The organism is Aquamicrobium lusatiense (assembly GCF_014201615.1).
Taxonomy (GTDB): Bacteria; Pseudomonadota; Alphaproteobacteria; order Rhizobiales; family Rhizobiaceae; genus Mesorhizobium; species Mesorhizobium lusatiense.
Genome location: NZ_JACHEU010000001.1, coordinates 2,732,201 through 2,749,605, shown reverse-complemented (window position 1 = coordinate 2,749,605; position 17,405 = coordinate 2,732,201). Strand labels below are relative to the sequence as shown.

The 17,405-nt window shown below is 58.4% G+C and carries 15 protein-coding genes and 1 tRNA gene; 3 read left to right on the top strand and 13 right to left on the bottom strand.

All coding sequences use genetic code 11. The features are described 5' to 3' along the window. Positions 1–20 precede the first annotated feature (20 nt). Positions 21–428: a methylmalonyl-CoA epimerase gene (mce, locus tag HNR59_RS13180; protein ID WP_183830903.1), complete on the top strand. Its 408-nt coding sequence runs from the start codon at positions 21–23 to the stop codon at positions 426–428. Next, complete coding sequence (locus HNR59_RS13175; RefSeq protein WP_183830901.1) at positions 425–694, top strand: DUF1467 family protein; 270 nt, start codon at positions 425–427, stop codon at positions 692–694. Before mce ends, HNR59_RS13175 begins: the two co-directional genes overlap by 4 nt. A 41-nt stretch (positions 695–735) precedes the next feature. Here HNR59_RS13175 and HNR59_RS13170 read toward each other — a convergent pair whose 3' ends face one another. The 8 genes from HNR59_RS13170 to HNR59_RS13135 all read right to left on the bottom strand — a co-directional run bounded on the left by HNR59_RS13170 (position 736) and on the right by HNR59_RS13135 (position 10,071). After that, on the bottom strand, positions 736–1,122 hold the full coding sequence (locus HNR59_RS13170; protein WP_183830898.1) for a MerR family transcriptional regulator: 387 nt from the start codon (positions 1,120–1,122) through the stop codon (positions 736–738). 260 nt (positions 1,123–1,382) lie between these two features. Further along, positions 1,383–2,801: a magnesium transporter gene (gene mgtE / locus HNR59_RS13165; protein ID WP_183830896.1), complete on the bottom strand. Its 1,419-nt coding sequence runs from the start codon at positions 2,799–2,801 to the stop codon at positions 1,383–1,385. 649 nt (positions 2,802–3,450) lie between these two features. Further along, positions 3,451–4,524 (bottom strand): XRE family transcriptional regulator, encoded by a 1,074-nt coding sequence (locus HNR59_RS13160; protein ID WP_183830894.1) that lies wholly within the window; start codon positions 4,522–4,524, stop codon positions 3,451–3,453. A 6-nt stretch (positions 4,525–4,530) separates the two neighbouring features. Further along, the gene (locus HNR59_RS13155; RefSeq protein WP_183831626.1) at positions 4,531–5,163 is read right to left on the bottom strand and encodes a hypothetical protein; all 633 of its coding nucleotides are present in this window, start codon (positions 5,161–5,163) and stop codon (positions 4,531–4,533) included. A 171-nt stretch (positions 5,164–5,334) separates the two neighbouring features. Then, a complete protein-coding gene (locus tag HNR59_RS13150; RefSeq protein WP_183830892.1) occupies positions 5,335–6,000 on the bottom strand; it encodes a hypothetical protein in 666 nt (221 codons plus the stop codon). 131 nt (positions 6,001–6,131) lie between these two features. Further along, a complete protein-coding gene (locus HNR59_RS13145; protein ID WP_183830890.1) occupies positions 6,132–6,953 on the bottom strand; it encodes a hypothetical protein in 822 nt (273 codons plus the stop codon). Positions 6,954–7,196: 243 nt separating this feature from the next. After that, entirely contained in the window at positions 7,197–8,849 is a 1,653-nt protein-coding gene (locus HNR59_RS13140) for a hypothetical protein (protein WP_183830888.1), read from the bottom strand. Positions 8,850–9,986: 1,137 nt separating this feature from the next. Further along, positions 9,987–10,071 (bottom strand) — tRNA-Leu (locus tag HNR59_RS13135). Positions 10,072–10,257: 186 nt separating this feature from the next. On the opposite strand from HNR59_RS13135, the gene lipB reads away from it, so the two are divergent. Next, positions 10,258–11,013, top strand: a complete 756-nt coding sequence (lipB, locus tag HNR59_RS13130) for a lipoyl(octanoyl) transferase LipB (protein WP_183830886.1) — start codon at positions 10,258–10,260, stop codon at positions 11,011–11,013. A 799-nt stretch (positions 11,014–11,812) separates the two neighbouring features. Here lipB and HNR59_RS13125 read toward each other — a convergent pair. From HNR59_RS13125 to HNR59_RS13105, 5 genes are all read right to left on the bottom strand, one after another. Then, positions 11,813–12,493, bottom strand: coding sequence for an ABC transporter ATP-binding protein (locus HNR59_RS13125; RefSeq protein WP_210307247.1), 681 nt, complete (start codon positions 12,491–12,493; stop codon positions 11,813–11,815). After that, entirely contained in the window at positions 12,493–13,776 is a 1,284-nt protein-coding gene (locus HNR59_RS13120) for a lipoprotein-releasing ABC transporter permease subunit (protein ID WP_183830882.1), read from the bottom strand. Before HNR59_RS13120 ends, HNR59_RS13125 begins: the two co-directional genes overlap by 1 nt. After that, positions 13,773–15,101: a proline--tRNA ligase gene (gene proS, locus HNR59_RS13115; protein WP_183830880.1), complete on the bottom strand. Its 1,329-nt coding sequence runs from the start codon at positions 15,099–15,101 to the stop codon at positions 13,773–13,775. The genes HNR59_RS13120 and proS overlap by 4 nt, the downstream gene beginning before the upstream one ends. 749 nt (positions 15,102–15,850) lie before the next feature. Next, positions 15,851–16,324 (bottom strand): methyltransferase family protein, encoded by a 474-nt coding sequence (locus HNR59_RS13110; protein ID WP_183830878.1) that lies wholly within the window; start codon positions 16,322–16,324, stop codon positions 15,851–15,853. Next, positions 16,321–17,316 carry a heparan-alpha-glucosaminide N-acetyltransferase gene (locus HNR59_RS13105; RefSeq protein WP_183830876.1) on the bottom strand — a complete coding sequence of 332 codons (996 nt, stop codon included), beginning with the start codon at positions 17,314–17,316 and terminating at the stop codon, positions 16,321–16,323. Before HNR59_RS13105 ends, HNR59_RS13110 begins: the two co-directional genes overlap by 4 nt. Between the last annotated feature and the right edge of the window lie 89 nt (positions 17,317–17,405).

Sequence of the window (17,405 nt, the reverse complement as noted above, 5' to 3'; positions counted from 1 at the left end):
TTTCATTGGGGAGTGAGGAAATGAAGCTCGGACGTCTCAACCATGTCGCCATCGCGGTGCCGGACCTTGAGAAGGCGACCGCCACCTATCGCGATACGCTGGGCGGCACCGTCACACAGCCGCAGGCCCTGCCGGAACATGGGGTGACGGTGGTGTTCGTCGATCTCGGCAACACCAAGGTCGAGTTGCTTGAACCGCTGGGCGAGGGCTCGCCCATTGCCGCTTTTCTGGAGAAAAATCCGTCCGGCGGCATGCATCACGTCTGCTACGAGGTCGATGATATTCTTACGGCGCGTGATCGGCTTAAGGCTGGCGGGGCACGGGTGCTCGGCGATGGTGAACCGAAAATCGGCGCGCACGGCAAGCCGGTGCTTTTCCTGCACCCGAAGGATTTTTGCGGAACGCTTGTGGAACTGGAACAGTCGTGAGCTGGGTTTCTCTCGTCGCCATCTATTTCGTCACGTGGTGGCTGGTTTTGTTCGCCATCCTTCCCTTCGGCGTTAAAACGCAGGATGACGAAGACAATGTCACGTTAGGAACTGTTTCCAGCGCTCCGCGCGGGCCGCACATGCTGCGCGCGGTGATCTGGACGACGATCGTCACCTCTATCCTCATGGGAATTTATGGCTGGCTGACGCTCGGGCTCGGCTACAGCTTTGACGACATACCCCGGATCGTTCCGGAACTGGTCTGAGGCGTTTTTCCGCGAAGCCTCATCCCGGCTGATGTCCAGCCTCAGGTGTTGACGCCAAGCTCGGCCATGCGCTCGACGCAGGCCTCCTCGGCCTGATCGAGTTCGGCCAGCGTGTCCTCAAGGTCGCGACGCTTCTGACGCAGTTCCTCGCGCTTTTCCTCGATGCGCTTGATCATCAGCTGCAGCTGTCCGACCTCGCCGGGCGGCTCCTTGTACATCTTGATGATTTCGCGAATCTCGTTGATGGAAAAGCCAAGCCGCTTGCCACGCAATATCTGGCGAATGATGTGGCGGTCTGCCGGACGGAACAGACGCGTCCGTCCGCGGCGCACCGGCAGCACCAGTCCTTCATCCTCATAAAACCGCAACGTGCGGGTGGACACGCCGAACTCGCGGGTCAATTCTGTAATGGTGTAATATTCCCGCATCGTCGTCCTGTACTCAAAGATAATGTATTCGCCAGACGGCTGCTTTCTTGCCGGAGATCAACCGGCCATTCAGACCCGGCTCGAAGCACAGCCTGCCTGCGAAAGCTCCTCTCGTCGCAGGCGCTACAGCTTTGTCGCCACGAAACCGAAGCCGCAGAAGAGCTTTTTATCCAGCGCCGGATGCAGTCGCAGAATCATCCGCACGCGAGAATGATTGGGAAATCTCGCACAGCACTTACGTAAAAGTCAATTAAATCCATTTAACCGAAGCCGAACCACAGAGATGCGAGTCCGAGAAAGGCGAAAAAGCCCACGACGTCGGTGACGGCAGTGACGAAAACGGCCGAGGCAACGGCCGGATCGACGCCATATCTGTCGAGCAGCAAGGGAATGAGGATACCTGCCACGGCCGCCACGAACATGTTGATGACCATCGCGCTGGCGATGATGCAACCAAGATAGGGATCCGAAAACCAGGTTGCGGCCACGATCCCGATCAGCACGGCGAAGATGATGCCGTTGATGAAGCCGACGCCCATTTCACGGCGAATGATGCGCCATGCATTGTAGATATCGAGATCCTTCGTGGCGAGCGCGCGCACGGTGACGGTCATGGTCTGCGAGGCCGCGTTTCCACCCATGCCGGCTACGATCGGCATCAACACGGCTAAGGCCACCACGCGCTCGATTGTCTGATCGAACAGGCCGATGACCGAAGCTGCCAGAAACGCCGTAAACAGGTTAACCAGCAGCCACGGCACGCGTGAGCGCGAGGCGGCCAGTATGGTGTCCGACAGTTCTTCGTCGCCAACGCCGCCGAGGCGCATGAGATCTTCCTCGGCCTCTTCCTGGATAACGTCGACGACGTCGTCGATGGTGAGCACGCCGACCAGCCGCTCATTTTCGTCAACGACCGCAGCCGACAGAAGATCGTACTGCTCGAACTCACGCGCCGCTTCTTCCTGATCCATGGTGGCAGGAATGGCGTGGCGGGTTTCGTGCATGATGTCCTCGACCTTCACCGTGCGCCTGGTGCGCAGGATCTGGTCGAGATTGATTGCGCCAAGAAGCCTGAAGGTCGGGTCGATCACGAAGATCTGGCTGAAGCTGTCAGGCAGATCGTTGTCTTCGCGCATGTAGTCGATGGTCTGCCCAACCGTCCAGAAGGGCGGAACGGCCACAAACTCGGTCTGCATGCGGCGTCCGGCGCTTTCTTCCGGATAATCCAGCGAACGGCGCAGCCTGATGCGCTCCGTGAACGGGAGCTGCGCGAGAATCTCGTCCTGATCTTCCTGATCGAGATCTTCAAGAATGTAGACCGCGTCGTCGGAATCAAGTTCCTGAACGGCCTGCGCGATCTGCGCGTTGGGCAAGCTTTCAACGATGTCGAGGCGGATGGCTTCGTCAACCTCGGTCAGAGCCGAGAAGTCGAAATCCGTACCCAGCAATTCCACCAGAGAGCGGCGCTGATCGGGCTGGAGAGCTTCCAGCAGGTGGCCGAGCTCGGATTCGTGGAGAGCTGCTACGTCCTGCTTGAGGGTCAGCGTGTCGCGGTCTGCGATGGCTGCGCCGATATGCGCGAGAAACGAGGCAAGAACGACGCCGTCCTCGTCGTAAATCTCGTTATGGCCGCTCTTAGGGGCCTCTGTCGCGGCAGCTTGATGTTCCTGAGCTTCCAAGAGGCTGCCTCGCACGGTTCTGCATCTGCGGATTTCGGTCTCCGTAGCGCAACTCAGATCAATATTCCAAGAGAAACAAGTGTCCTTCGGCGCTGATTTCTATATGGCGCAGAAATGTCTGGCGACCACCACAGAGTGCTGTAGCTCGTCAGCCGCCGGAAGCAGATGGTTCCGGCTTTGCCCGCATCGGGCGCCTCTGCAACTTCTCCACACGATGATCAGCAACCCCACCTCAAAAGAACGGCCAGACTGGCAGATCAATGCTGCATATTTTTGACAGCCGGCAACTTTCCCGGCGATCAGTTTTCAGGTGCTTACAGAGCGAAAAAACAGCCGATACCGGCTTAACAAGCTTGCATTTCAAGCTATCCGGATACGTGATCCGGAGATGGTGCGGTCGAGAAGCGCCACTCACCCTTAAATAGATAATAAAATCAATCACTTGATCCATACGCTTTTGCCGTCTGTAGTGCAGTTTGTAGTGCAATCCGTGATGCAAATTTGACGTTTTTAAACATGCTCAATTATACCCACCATACTATTTTGGTGACGGGTATAGGGTCCTTGTCAACTTGATAACGAGCGATGCGGATGAAGGCGGGAGGGAATAGCCTGATTGATTGCAAGGGCGCTCGACAGGCTGTTCGCTTCACCCGGAAACGAGCTTCAAGCCGCCAGCTGTAGGCCGTGGCGGAACACCAGAAGGATTGGTCGCAAGGCCGAAGAGAAGGTTTTCAATCTCGCCGACAGGAACCGCCAGACGCTCGGCGATTTCCTTCTTGGTGACGCGCTCGGTCCAAAGAGCCGTCAGCACCTTGTGCCAGACGAGCGACTGTTCTCTCGGAATGCCGAATGGTTCCGAGGTGCGATAGCCTAGGTCAGATGCTTGGATACAGAACATTCGGTACTGCCAATCGGAGATCACCTTCAGCGCATGAAGCCGGTAGATCATTGCCATCACGGAGACGGACCACCGCTTTTTTGCCTCCACGATCTGGTTGAGCGTGTGCACCCGGGGAATTCGGGCCAGCACATCCGCCGCCGGCATCAGGAACGACGAAGCGAACCGGTTTGCCTCCTCCTCCGCTTTACGACCGCTGGGCCCCCCGTGTTTGTGCAGCACGAGGTGCCCCAGCTCATGCGCGGCATCGAAGCGGCTGTGCTCTGCCGTCTTCATCATGTTGAGGAACACGAATGGGCGCCCGCCACGCCAAACCGAGAAGGCGTCGACCGTCCGGGTGTTCTCGACCAATGAGAATACGCGGACACCCTTCGCCTCCATGAGGTGCACGGTGTTCTTGATCGGTTGCTCACCGAGGCCCCACTCCTGCCGAAGCGAGCGCGCCGCCACCTCCGGGGTTTCGCCCTTGAGATCGACCAGTTCAGGCTCGGGTAGGCTGAAATTCTCGTCGACCCAATCGGACAGGATGTAGGCGAGCGTGCCCGCCGCAAGAGCCGCGTCCCGATCCTTGGCCGTCATCGACGTGAGGCTGCGGAAGCTGGCTGCATCGGCGACCACTTCGTCGACATCGGGTGAGGAAAAGAAGCTCTCGGGGAAATCGAGGATCCGCGCAATGCGCTCGATCGTCTCCGGAGGCGGCGAGATTTCGCCGCTCTCGTACCGGAGCACGGTGTGTGGGGCGACGCCCAGCTCTTCCGCGAATCCCTTCTTCGTCAGCCCCCTCCGCTTCCGGGCGAGGCTGAGCCGTCCAGGTGTGAGCATATCGACTTACTTCCGGCGGACGGTGATGTCGAAATCCTGACCGCTGTCGTCGGACGGCGCCTCGATCACGATCCGCTCCCACTCGCCAGGGCGGAGAATCCAGATGCGCTCGCTGTAGCCGATGTAGAAACCGCCCTTAAACTCGATCGGCCGCGACAACTCGGCGCGAACTTCCTTGCCGTCATCGAAAACACAGAGCTGCCAGAGATCGTAGGCGTGTGGCCTGACCTCGCGCGGGTGCTCGCGGCGGAAGAGGTCCAACTGGCTGTTCAGGTCCGTGATCTTCTCAGCCGCCGGCCCCTTTTCCGTACGATTCCTGGGCGAGCGGGTCGCATCGCAGACACCCTTGTCGGCATTCATGACCGTCACCTTACGCCGGAAGTCGCGGTTGACGATCAGCTCGACGCCGTTGTCGTCGCCGGCTTCCCACCCCTCGCGGCAGAAAATCTGCCGCATGCGAGTGATGCCGGCATCCCAAGCGAGGAAGCCGGGCGAGGCCTTGGGATTATGGCTGGTGCACGACCCACGAGCCGCGACCATGGCTTTCACGATCTCGGCCCACTGGGCTTTGGTCGAATTGAAATACTGGGAAAGACGACGATCGCACTCGCGATCTTCCTGGTAGATGGTAGCCGCCACGGCGAATCTCCACGTAACTTTTTCTAGTCACGTTTGTGGAGGAAAAAAGTTACGTGGTCAACTGGCTGCTGGCGCTGCTCAGGGCCTGGTAAGCGCCTGCATCTCCGCGAGTGATCGTGCCACTGTCGGCGTTTTTCTGGACGCGCTTGCCTAGGACGATTTGTGTTGACGCTATTCAGGCGTGCGAACTTTTGGGTGCCCCGTCGTCTTTGACAACAGTACTGGTTTTTTCGCGTAGAGGCGATCGATAAGATAATAAAGCCCATGGCAAGTTGTCACAAGCAGATGGGCTAGCACGAGATTGAAGCCCATGACGATGGCTGCTCGTCCAACTGTCTGGAGCCAAGTTACCGTCTCGACATCAATCCAGCGAGCCGTAGCGCCAATCGCCACGTAGGCAGGATCAGCAACGACGATCAAGAGAATCGCTCCGACGGAGAGCATTAACGACATAAACGCCAGATAACCAAACATCGAACAGACGTACTGGCGACGCGTGAGAAACTCCTCTGGATCCTCGTTTTCAGCCGGGTCCGGTACGGGACGGCTGATGCGACCAACCTCAATCTCTTCGTCGAGATCCCCAACGGATGATGCAAAGCTCGCAACACCAACCAGCGCGGCTATATAGAATCCGGTAAGTACCGCAGCAAAACTGCCAATCCGATCCAGAAATCCTCTATCTGAAAAGTAGTTAGCATCGAAAAATATAAACGGCACGCTCATCACAATTACGACAACTAGGACCGCAACCCAATTGCGCCTAAAGAGCCGCTTCCCGCTCTCATCTTTAAGGGAAAGATAGCTGAGAGGGTATGTGAGGACGCCGCCGCGCACTTCCCATTTATCCTTTCCGGATCAGGTTGAGTACCTTTGCTACGACTTCATCGACAATGTTAACTGAGCAAACTTCGAGCTCCGTCTGGAAATTCAATTCATCAGACCGGACAAAAAGAACCTCCTTGGCCTCATCTTGCTGGTCGAGTTCGACGGCGATTGTCATCAAGTTCGAGATCAACGCTGAAGTCCGTCCATCCTGCTGCCTTCGCCCGCTTGAACATCGCCGGAAGATAATCCCGCCAGTTCCCGCTGGTGACCTCGCCTTGAACCCGAATTCTCATCGTCTCAGTTTGAGGTTGAAACAATCCGTCGGCGTCAACGAAGTCTGCCTTTGCCGGCCTTACAAGCGTGACATAGCTCAGTGTTCCGCTCTTCAGCGCTCCCGAAAGGGTTTCAGAGGGAACGCCAACGGGCTTAAAGGTGCTGTAGGTGTTGACCTGCTTCTTCTTTCGCTCGAAATCGTATTCGTAGTCGTGGAGTGCTTGGCCGATTATCCGCCTGACAACCGCCATGCTGATACCGGGGATTTCTTCGAGGGCGGCCCGATAGGTTCCTTGGCGGATTGCCTCATCCAAAACGATCAGATGTGCCGATACTGATTGCTCTTCGCCCTCCAGCTTTTCGGCCTTACGAACGGTTACCTTGGTTCCCGCCTTCTGGCGGGCTTTTTTGCGATAGGTGGGCTCCGCAGCATCTGGTGACGCGCGGTGGAATAGCAGAATGAGCGCTTTCCTCTTCGCCTCGTAGGTTACCTCCATCAGTTCAACGATGTCGCCGTTCGGCTGGACTTCCAGGGCCTTTTCGTCCACGACGCGTGTATTCAGAGCATCGAAAATGCTGAACTCGTTGGAATCTGCGATGACCGGGAGATGGGGAGCACCGGTATGTCGTGGCGTAAACGAGAGATCAAAACGCCGAAAGAATCGAGAGTGTTTTTCTAAGAACACCAATATGCCTCCCCTTAGAATCCCCACCAAATCAAACCGAAGAAACAACGGAAAGTCGAGTCGATCACATATTCTAGCTTGTTGATGAATGAAGAGCAGAACCGGAAAAAACGCGACGCTCCGCTCGCTCGACGGTTATCGACTCGACGTGGACGGAGTGCAGGTAAGCAATCTTCAGCTCGAGTTCTTCGATGACAACGAGCGAGCGTTCACTTCCGGCTACCCACCCTCAGCGGGGTTTCCGCCTCATGCTTGTAAGCTAGTGAAATCGTCCGGCGAAACGCCGTAGGCGTTGGTGAAAATCCGGTCAGCCCATGCCTTGATTTGCTCGTCGGTTCCGTTGGGTTGAAGCCACCGGAAGTTGTAAGTGAATGGTCCTGGTGTGGTGATCCATTGATAGGTCAGATCGTAGAGCGCGTACCCGCCGTAGAACTCCTGAAACGTCTCCATGACAGTCGCTTCGTCGAGGCCGGTACGGACAATCGGAACGATCATCTCATCCTCCGCACGATCGATAAACATGGGCGATTGGCGCGAGAAGAGACCGATGCTGTCCTGGCTCACGTTGTGACCTGCCATATGCGCGCCCGGCCAGCATAGGATGTGCGGATAGCAGGCCTTGTCGCGCGCGTATGAAGCGAATTGGCCGAAGAGCACCTGAAGGGGGAGATTTAGGGCATCTGCCTTGCCAGCATCGTGGCGTGCCAAGCAGTCCTTGAACGCAGGACCATTCTCGACCCAGCGGTTGATCTCCTGCACAATTTCCAACGGTGTGAAAGTGCTAAGAGCCCGGCAGAGCTTCGTGCTCACATCCACATATTCGCTCGCGCTGTACTCGGTGATCGCGGTCCTCATCTCAGGAAACTGATGCTTCACGATCACCGATAGGTAGATGAAGCGCATGCCGGGATCGACATCGATGATGAAGAATTTCGGGACGAGGACCGGAAACGGAAAGGCTTCGGCCGGATTCATCGCTATGTCGCACACAAGCATGAATAGTGCGACCGTCGGATGATCGATCGTGTCGGGCCGAGCGAATTCGGTTCTTGCCAGAAAATCCTCGAATGCAGCCATGTAGATCGGCGAAAGCATGCCAGCGGCTGCGGCATCGCCCCAATCGAAAGCACCGCCAGTGGCGAAATGTAGATATTGGAGCTGCGCGAACCGAGCCTGCCCTTCGAAAATGTGGAAGGCCCCAACCGGCGACAGGCCGATCGGCGAGCCGTAAAAGTAGCCAGGCTCCTTTGATTGCCTGAGCTTACGCAACTCTTTTTGCCAACTGCGCGGGTCCGGAATGAACTCAAGCTCCCGGTCGAACGTGCTGGAAAGCGCCATGACACCGTTGCTCAAGGCGATGTTGTACGTATGGGCCAAGCTCTCAAACATCGTATTATTCACAAGCAGTTCGGCGCGTTCTGGATTGGTGGCCAGAAACCGATAGGCGGCGATGTCAAACTGATTGTTGATAATAATGTTGGCCGTAGCGCGCGGTGATGCCATATCGCGCGGCCCAGGATTCATTTCCGCCCACGCGCGGATCGGCTTCACTCGCCCGACCTGATCGAGAAACTTCCTCAGGTGCAGAAGGTTAGCGTGGGTTTGCGCGGGGTAGCTGAGGCTCATCATGAACCCACAGGTACTGCCGATGTGCTGCCACCAGTGGATGGTCTCGTGTAGGTAAGTCGAGAAGGCTTGCATCTGCTCAAACGTAGCATCGCTCGAGAAACGGACGCCATTCGGCAAGCTCGCGATGAGCTCGTGAACCCGCGGAGACAGGCGAACTATGAAGCGAAGACCATCGTACAGGCCATGCGCGTTGAGCGTGGCGTTAAAACGTGTTTGTGGAAGGAGGTCGCCGCGGCTCGTATCGAGTAACAATGGATCAGGAATCTGCATTCTAATTTGACATCCTGGTTCGCTCACGCTTCTCACGTATTTTCTTCAAAGCCATCCTTCATGTCAGTGACCCCGGCCGAATGGGCTACTTGCGAAAACCATTTCCCGGTTGGAGTGAGATGTTCCGAACAATATCTTCCTTAGCTGTCATCATGATCTTTTTTGGATGCCCCAAGCATCTGGCGCGAGATAATCGACGGCTATTTTCGGCTGGAGCTATTCCGCCTGGTCGAGACATGTGAGAACCCCCTCTCTTTAGCGTGCTTTAGAGGGCTATCGGCGGGATTTCTCGTGAGATGCCCGAAATATTGTGCGGTGACCGGCTGCTATAGGCGGCAATATCGCGCAATCGGCGTGAAGTGGCAGGCCATACGGGATTCGAACGCATACGTCGAAATAGCCGGCAAGTAGCCATAGGCAAGGTCCGCTTTTGGAGTTCGGCCAAGGCAGCTTTGCCACCCGATTTTTGCGGCGCGAAGCTGTCAGCCGGCCAAGCCAATTGAACGTCGGCTTCCTCGCTCGGTCGCCTATAGGCAGGCAGGCAGGTGAGAAACCGCATGTCTCTGCCGTTGCTATCCGAGTTCCAGAGGCGGCAAGAGCTCTACTGAAGAATATCCACTGTATGACCCGTGAAGGGTAACCCAGTCCCATGCCATGTGTATAAACGGATCAGTCAAACTTGAGATCGGTGCATATCGAAAGACGCGTCGGTGGAATCTGACCAAGGGAAGTAAGAGCGCTATCTGCCAAGACGGCGAGTCATGTCCATTATGCGAGCTTCCAGCGCCTCAAACACCTTGTCCGCCGGAACGACCTTGCCATCAGCGCGGCTTTCCTCGATCGAATGCCGAATGTCTTCTACATGCAGGATCTTGCTTAGGTGGGGTTTTCGGATCGCAGCCGACGGACATTTGTGGGTCATATGGACATCCGGCTTACCGCACAGTTTGTGGCCTGCACCGACATGAATGAAAGAATTGCGGACCTAAAATACAACAGAAAAATCAATTCATTACGTGGAAAACCTTCACACCCTGTAGTGCGATTTGTAGTGCAATTTTTGCAGATTTTGTCAATAAAAAGGGCGGCTAAGCCGCCGTTTTCTCTTTAAAATCAAATACTTGCATATTTGCAATATGGTGCGGTCGAGAAGACTCGAACTTCCACGGGTTGCCCCACAGCGACCTCAACGCTGCGCGTCTACCAATTCCGCCACGACCGCCCGTGGTAGGAGCCGGATTGTGTCCGGCACGCGGCGTGTAGCAAATCGCTTATCGCGAAACAAGGGCATGTTTCCAATAATCGCGCTTTAAATGACAGGCTCATGAACTTAGCGCTGGCCCGACCACCACGACTGGACCTTTTGCGCCAATCTCGCCATATGAAAGGGCATAATCCGGAAGAAATCATGCCTGAACGCAGCCAGATCGCCACGTCTTTTTTTTCGTCGCCCGGTTCGCCGGCGGTAGAATGGCGTATCGAGCCCGGCTTTCTGCCCTATCCGCAGGCTCTGAGCTTCATGGAGAGCCATGCGGAGGCGATTCGTTCGGAAGGGGCCAGCGAGCTTGTGTGGCTGGTTGAGCATCCTCCCCTCTACACATCGGGCACCAGCGCCCGCGTGGAAGACCTGATCGATCCCGGGCGCTTCCCTGTTTTTGCTGCGGGGCGCGGCGGCGAGTACACCTATCATGGCCCGGGCCAACGGGTTGCCTATGTGATGCTCGACCTGAAGCGCAGGCGCACGGACGTGCGCGCCTTTGTGGCGGCATTGGAGGCATGGATCATCCGCACGCTCGATTCTTTCAATGTAAAGGGCGAACGGCGGGAGGATCGGGTGGGTGTGTGGGTGCAGCGTCTGGATCGTCCCCCCACGGCTGACGGCTCGGTCGCCGAGGACAAGATTGCGGCTATCGGCATCCGCATGCGCAAATGGGTCAGCTTCCACGGCATATCGATCAATGTGGAGCCGGATTTGACGCATTTCGGCGGCATCGTGCCCTGCGGCGTGCAGGACCATGGCGTTACCAGTCTGGTCGACCTCGGCCTGCCGGTGACGATGAACGATCTGGACGTGGCGCTCAAGGCCTCCTTTGAGGAGGTGTTCGGCCCCGCGATCTTGACTGAGACGCCGAAGCAGACTGCCTTGCACAGCATCGCCGGTTAACCGCCGCATATCCGGGAATGGACGGAGCCGGACCTTGGGCCCAGGACGTGGGGACCCCGACATGTGGGGAACCCCGGAACCAGCGAACTCAGCGCCTCAAACCCGGTCTTTGCAAACTCGATGCGGAACGCGGCTAACGACGCGGGCGCACCGCCATCCTCGTCCCCGACGTTGCCACTCATCCCGCGCAGTGCCTGTTCATGCAGCGCGTCGGGCTGAAGATCGCAGTCGATAGAATCAAAGAGCCCCGATCCACATCGCCATGGAAACAAGAAAGGTGCCCATGCACACCATTGAGACAACATCCTGAACGAGATCGGTCATGACTGGCTCCTGTTTTCAATATGTTCTTAATTTGTTCTAATTCTGTTCGCATGTCAATTGACAAAATGCGAACACTGTCAGCGCTGAGTCGCGGCCATATTCAGGGTTAAGAACTGGTTTCGGCAGGAAGAGCGGAAGCGATGACCGGCGACGAAGATGGCGGGTCAATGCGCGCGCAGGGCACTATAAAAGTGGGGGGGGGGGCGAATCGAAGGCACTGTCCGCGAATAGCTGAGGACAAGCCTGTGGAGGATGGCGGGACTTTTGTCGGGTCAGGCGAGGGGGCGCTGAGCTGGAAGGCCGGCACCCCAGACCGTGGAGTCGATCGGCGAGGACCGGATTTTGGGCATGGGGCAGACTGGTGAGGCAGGCCGGGCTTGCGGCTGCCGGCCATGCCGGAACGACCGAGGGTGACCCGCGGACCACATGATCCGCGGGGGCGCGCTACGTTACGCGCCGCTCCTTATCGGGAGCCTCAGAGGGGAACGACGCGGCCTTCCGAGAGGGTGACGCGGCGGTCCATGCGTGCGGCGAGTTCGTGATTGTGTGTGGCGATCAGGGCCGCAAGGCCTGACTGTTTCACGAGCGCGGACAGGGCCTGAAACACGTAGGAGGCGGTGACGGGGTCCAGATTGCCCGTCGGCTCATCGGCCAGCAGCACCAGCGGCGCATTGGCCACCGCGCGGGCGATCGCCACGCGCTGCTGCTCGCCGCCCGACAGTTCGGAAGGGCGGTGGGTAGCGCGCTTGCCAAGCTGCATGTAGTCGAGCAATTGCCCGGCACGCTCGGATGCCTCCTCGCGCGACAGTCCCTTTATGAGCTGCGGCATCATCACATTTTCCAGCGCGGAAAATTCCGGCAGCAAATGGTGAAACTGGTAGACAAAACCGATGTCGTTGCGGCGGATCGCCGTGCGCTGGTCGTCCGATAGCTTGCCGCACTGACGGCCGGCCAGAATGACTTCGCCGGCATCCGGGCGTTCCAGCAGTCCGGCCGTGTGCAGCAGCGTCGACTTGCCGGTGCCGGAAGGGGCGACCAGCGCCACCATCTCGCCTGCATGCAGCACGAAATCTGTGCCATTGAGAATGGTGAGCTTGCGCTCGCCCTGCTCGTAATGACGTTCGACCGCCTTGAGCTCAAGAACCGCCCGCGCCATCACTCATACCTCAGCGCTTCGACCGGATCGAGACGTGCGGCCCGCCATGCGGGAAACAGCGTTGCCAGAAACGACAGCACCAGCGCCATCAGCACCACGGAAAGCGTCTCGCCCATGTCCATCTTTGCCGGAAGCTGGCTCAGGAAATAGAGCTCCGGATTGAACAGCACGGTGCCGGAAATCCATGAGAAGAACTGGCGGATACTCTCAACATTGAGGCAGATGAGGATGCCGAGGAAGACGCCGGCCAGCGTTCCCACCACGCCTATGGCCGCGCCCGTCATCAGGAAGATACGCAATATGGCGCCGCGCGTCGCGCCCATGGTGCGCAGAATGGCGATGTCGTGGCCCTTGTCCTTCACCAGCATGACGAGGCCGGAAATGATGTTGAGCGCCGCCACGAGCACGATCAGCGTCAGGATCATGAACATGACGTTGCGCTCCACCTGAAGGGCGGAGAAGAAGGTCTGGTTGCGCTGGCGCCAGTCGCTGAGCAGGATCGGCCGCTGCGCCGCTTCCTCCACCTTCGGCCTGAGCGCATCGACGGCATCGGGATTGTCGACATAGATCTCGATGCTTTGCGCCAGATCTTCCATGTTGAAATAGAGCTGTGCCTCGGCCAGCGGCATGTAGACGATGGAGCTGTCATATTCCGACATGCCCACCTCGAAGATCGCCGTGACCGGATAGCCCTTGAGCCGTGGCATGGTGCCAAGCGGCGTGACGTCGCCATCCGGCGATATCAGGGTGATCATGTCACCCAGTCTGAGGCCCAGATTGTCGGCCATTCGCGAGCCGATGGCGACGCCCTCGGCAGTGTCGAAGCCGACCAGAGACCCCTGGCGGATGTTGTTGGCGACGATGGACACCTTGCCGATGTCTTCGCCCCTTATGCCGCGCACAAGCGCGCCGGTGCCGGAGCCGACATTGCCCTGCGCCAGCACCTGTCCGTCGATCAGCGGCAGGGCATAGCGCACTCCGGCCACGCCGTTGATGCGGTCGGCGACCTGCGCATAGTCCTCAAGAGGCAGATCGATGGGCGTGACGATCAGATGGCCGTTGACGCCAAGAATGCGGGTAAGCAATTCGGCGCGAAAACCGTTCATCACCGCCATGACCACGATCAGCGTCGCCACGCCCAGCATGATGCCGAGGAACGAGATCGAGGCGATGACCGAAATCACCGTCTCCTTGCGGCGCGAGCGCAGGTAGCGCCAGGCGACCATGCGCTCGAAACCGGAAAACGGTCCGGCGGAGGAGGGTTTCGCTGCCGCCTTGCTCATGCAGCCCCACCCAGACGGGAAATGGCGGCGGCGATCGGCAGCGTTTCGCGCTCGCCGGTCTTGCGGTTCTTCAGTTCAACCTCACCGGCGGCAACGCCGCGCGGGCCGACGATGAGCTGCCACGGCAGGCCGATAAGATCGGCGGTGGCGAACTTGGCGCCGGGGCGCTGGTCGGTGTCGTCGTGCAGAACGTCCTTGCCGGCAGCGGTGAGCGTTGCCTCAAGCTCGGCGCAGACGCGGTCGCATTCGGCGTCGCCCGCCTTCATGTTGATGAGCGCAACGTCGAACGGAGCGATGGCTTCGGGCCAGATGATGCCGTTTTCGTCATGGCTGGCCTCGATGATGGCCGCGATCAGGCGCGACGGGCCGATGCCGTAGGAGCCCATGGAGACGAAATGCTCCTTGCCATCCGGGCCGGTCACCCTGGCATTCATCGGCTTCGAGTATTTTTCGCCGAAGTGGAAGATGTGGCCGACCTCGATGCCGCGCGCCGAGACCTTGTCGCTCTCGGCAATGGCATCCCATGCGGCTTCGTCATGCATCTCGTCGGTCGCCGCGTAGGGCGTGGTCCATTTGGTGACGATGCCGGCGATCTCGCCGTCATTGCCAAAGTCGACGTCCTCGCCGGGCACCTCATAGCCGAGATAGTCGCGGTGGCAGTAGACCTGGCTCTCGCCGGTTTCGGCCAGAATGATGAATTCATGGGAGAGGTCGCCGCCAATGGGGCCGGTGTCGGCGCGCATCGGAATGGCCTGCAGGCCCATGCGCGTGAAGGTGCGCAGATAGGCGACGAACATGCGGTAGTAAGCAGCCTTCGCGCCCTCGAAATCGAGATCGAAGGAGTAGGCGTCCTTCATCAGGAACTCGCGCGAGCGCATGACGCCGAAGCGGGGGCGCACCTCGTCGCGGAACTTCCACTGGATGTGATAGAGGTTGAGGGGCAGGTCCTTGTAGGACTTGACGTAGTTACGGAAAACATCCGTCACCATCTCCTCGTTGGTCGGCCCGTAGAGCATGTCGCGCTCATGGCGGTCCTTGATGCGCAGCATTTCCTTGCCATAAGCATCATAGCGCCCGCTCTCGCGCCACAGGTCGGCCGACTGGATGGTCGGCATCAGGATTTCGAGCGCGCCGGCGCGATCCTGCTCCTCGCGGATGATCTGGCACACCTTGTCGAGCACGCGCTTGCCCAGTGGCAGCCACGAGAAACTTCCCGCGCCCTGCTGGCGAAGCATGCCGGCACGCAACATCAGGCGATGCGAGACGATCTCGGCCTCGCGCGGGTTTTCCTTGAGGATGGGCAAAAAGTAGCGCGACAAACGCATAAGCTGATTCCGTGAGAGAAAAGGCAGCGCCGGAATCGGCGCGCCGGGGCCTGTTTGCTTCGGCTTCATAGCCATTTCATGGCAAGTTGGAAACCCGCCGCAAAAACCCGTATTTTCATGCGCCTTCTTACCGCGTCCCTGGCCGGCAAAACCATGACCATCCGAAAGGCAGTTCGTGCCGACTTATTGTGCAATGCAGCACATTTAAGTCCAGATGGAGGCAAAATTTCTAGTGACTTTGCCGGCTTTGTTGGTCTAGTGTGCTCAACATAATCGAGAGAGCAGCACAAAAACTGTTCTCCTACGCGGTCTAAAGTCTTGGGAGGATGCGATCTAGGCGCGGTTACTCGCAGCCGCCGGATACCGGAAGCAGATCGGACGCGTTCATTGTGCAAGGCTTCTGCCTTGCATTTTTTTTGTGCAGAATTCAGCCGCTCTTCACATGCTTCGGGTTGAAATCACGCTTTAACGCGGCATCTCAGGATGTTGTTCCCCGTTGCTTTTCTGATCCGACATTTTTTGTCGCATAGCTGTTGGCCTGGCAGGCGAGACCGTCTCGCCTTGAGGTTCTTTGGGGGCGGTTAGTGGCCGAAGCTACCTCACCTGTGCATTTGCCGGTGAGCCAAGGCATTGTCACGACAGGGTGTCGTAACCTTCCAGATACGCTCTTTACGCTTTAAACGCCTGCTTTACACGTGTCATTGTGGTGGCGGAACAGCAGTGGCTTGCAAGGCGGCCACAGCATGTCTTCAGAACCAGCGCCGGACCTTCTTGGAATAGTCGCGATATCTGCGGCCGAACTTTTCGGCCAGTATCTTTTCCTCGAATTCGATGGCGATCTTCTGCGTCACGAATGCTGCGACGATGGAGATCGGCAGGAACCACCAGTTGCCCGAAACAAGACCGACGCCAAACAGAAGGAGCGTATTGGCGAGGTAAATCGGGTTGCGCGTGATGGAAAAGGGGCCGCTGGTGAGCAGATGGCTGGGTTCGCCCGAGGGATCGAGCGTGGTTCCCGCCTGTCTCATTGCGCGGAAGGAAGACACCCACAAAGCGATGACGGCAATGATGATCAGCCAGCCTATGGCATAGAGCACGTTGCCGAACGGGCCGGTCATGCGCGGCAGAGGGACGAGCAGGCCGAGGACTATACCGGCGGCGATTGCCGCAAGATAGATCAGCGGCGGCCACGGGATCCTGCGCCAGGCTGGAACTGCTTTCATTCTTCCTCCCCCATCAGCTTCATGTCCGTTTCCGCTGTACAGATCGATGCGAGCTCCTGAACGCGACGGGACAGTTCTTCATTTTGCGTTCCGCTCATCACCTTGTCGACAGTGCCGTCTTTTTGAACCGCGTCAAACATGCAGCCGCAATAGGCTGTGCAGAAACTCGGGTCGCGGGATTCCCGGCAATAGGTCTCGCAGCCGTGCATGAACCCGATCCTCGGATCCTGAGCGGGTGCCGGAAAGACCTGTGCGAACAGCCACAGGCAGGCGATCAGGACGGGCTGGTGAATGATGTAGAAGGCAAGGCTGTGCTGCCCGATCTTGACGAGGGGGCGCAGCGCGGGTTGTGGCAGTTCTCCGCCGAGCCGGGCCAGAAGACCGAAATCGCGCGCTAAACGTGCGGCCGCCATGCCGGCCAGAACCGCGGCGAACCATGGAAACAACGGCACATAATCGTTGGAACGCGGGCTGATGGTGGACAGGCCGAGCCACCACAGGCCCGGATGATCGAAGATCGGCATGCGCAGGAATTGCGGCGCCATGGCCACGAGAATGGCTGCAACAGCCAGCGCCCATGCGGGAAAGCGCAGAAAGGCAAGGCCGAGCAGGCTTGCGAGTGCGATGTGGTGCAAGATGCCGAAGAAGATGAACGAGCCCGGCGTGGCGAACCATGTCGCTATGGTGATCGCCGCCGCTGCCGCCACGATCATGGCCAGCCGTTTGCCGAAGCCGTTCCAGCGAATGCCGTTGCCATGGGCGAGCATGAGGCTGAAGCCGACCAGAAACAGGAAGCTGGAGGCGATGCAGCGGGCGTAGATCTTCCAGCCGCCGAAAGCGGTGAGGCCGGGCGTCACATAGCCGAAGAACTCCAGATCCCATGTGAAATGGTAGCTGACCATGGCCAGCAGTGCTGCGCCACGGGCCGCGTCGATGGCCTCGATGCGGCGGCCTGGAATTTGCGAAGCGGGAGTAGGCGAGGATGAGTGCATGGAGGCTCCGGCGGGTCTGTCTGCGAGTCGTACCATGCCCGCCCGGATGCCTGCAGCGCAAATCGGACGGTTTTAAGTTGGTCCAGATC

What these genes read in the sequence shown, in the direction of transcription:
- mce (WP_183830903.1), top strand. Translation starts at nt 21, where the DNA reads ATGAAGCTCGGACGTCTCAACCATGTCGCCATCGCGGTGCCGGACCTT.
- HNR59_RS13170 (WP_183830898.1), bottom strand. Translation starts at nt 1,122, where the DNA reads ATGCGGGAATATTACACCATTACAGAATTGACCCGCGAGTTCGGCGTG.
- HNR59_RS13160 (WP_183830894.1), bottom strand. Translation starts at nt 4,524, where the DNA reads ATGCTCACACCTGGACGGCTCAGCCTCGCCCGGAAGCGGAGGGGGCTG.
- HNR59_RS13140 (WP_183830888.1), bottom strand. Translation starts at nt 8,849, where the DNA reads ATGCAGATTCCTGATCCATTGTTACTCGATACGAGCCGCGGCGACCTC.
- lipB (WP_183830886.1), top strand. Translation starts at nt 10,258, where the DNA reads ATGCCTGAACGCAGCCAGATCGCCACGTCTTTTTTTTCGTCGCCCGGT.
- HNR59_RS13125 (WP_210307247.1), bottom strand. Translation starts at nt 12,493, where the DNA reads ATGGCGCGGGCGGTTCTTGAGCTCAAGGCGGTCGAACGTCATTACGAG.
- HNR59_RS13120 (WP_183830882.1), bottom strand. Translation starts at nt 13,776, where the DNA reads ATGAGCAAGGCGGCAGCGAAACCCTCCTCCGCCGGACCGTTTTCCGGT.
- proS (WP_183830880.1), bottom strand. Translation starts at nt 15,101, where the DNA reads ATGCGTTTGTCGCGCTACTTTTTGCCCATCCTCAAGGAAAACCCGCGC.
- HNR59_RS13110 (WP_183830878.1), bottom strand. Translation starts at nt 16,324, where the DNA reads ATGAAAGCAGTTCCAGCCTGGCGCAGGATCCCGTGGCCGCCGCTGATC.
- HNR59_RS13105 (WP_183830876.1), bottom strand. Translation starts at nt 17,316, where the DNA reads ATGCACTCATCCTCGCCTACTCCCGCTTCGCAAATTCCAGGCCGCCGC.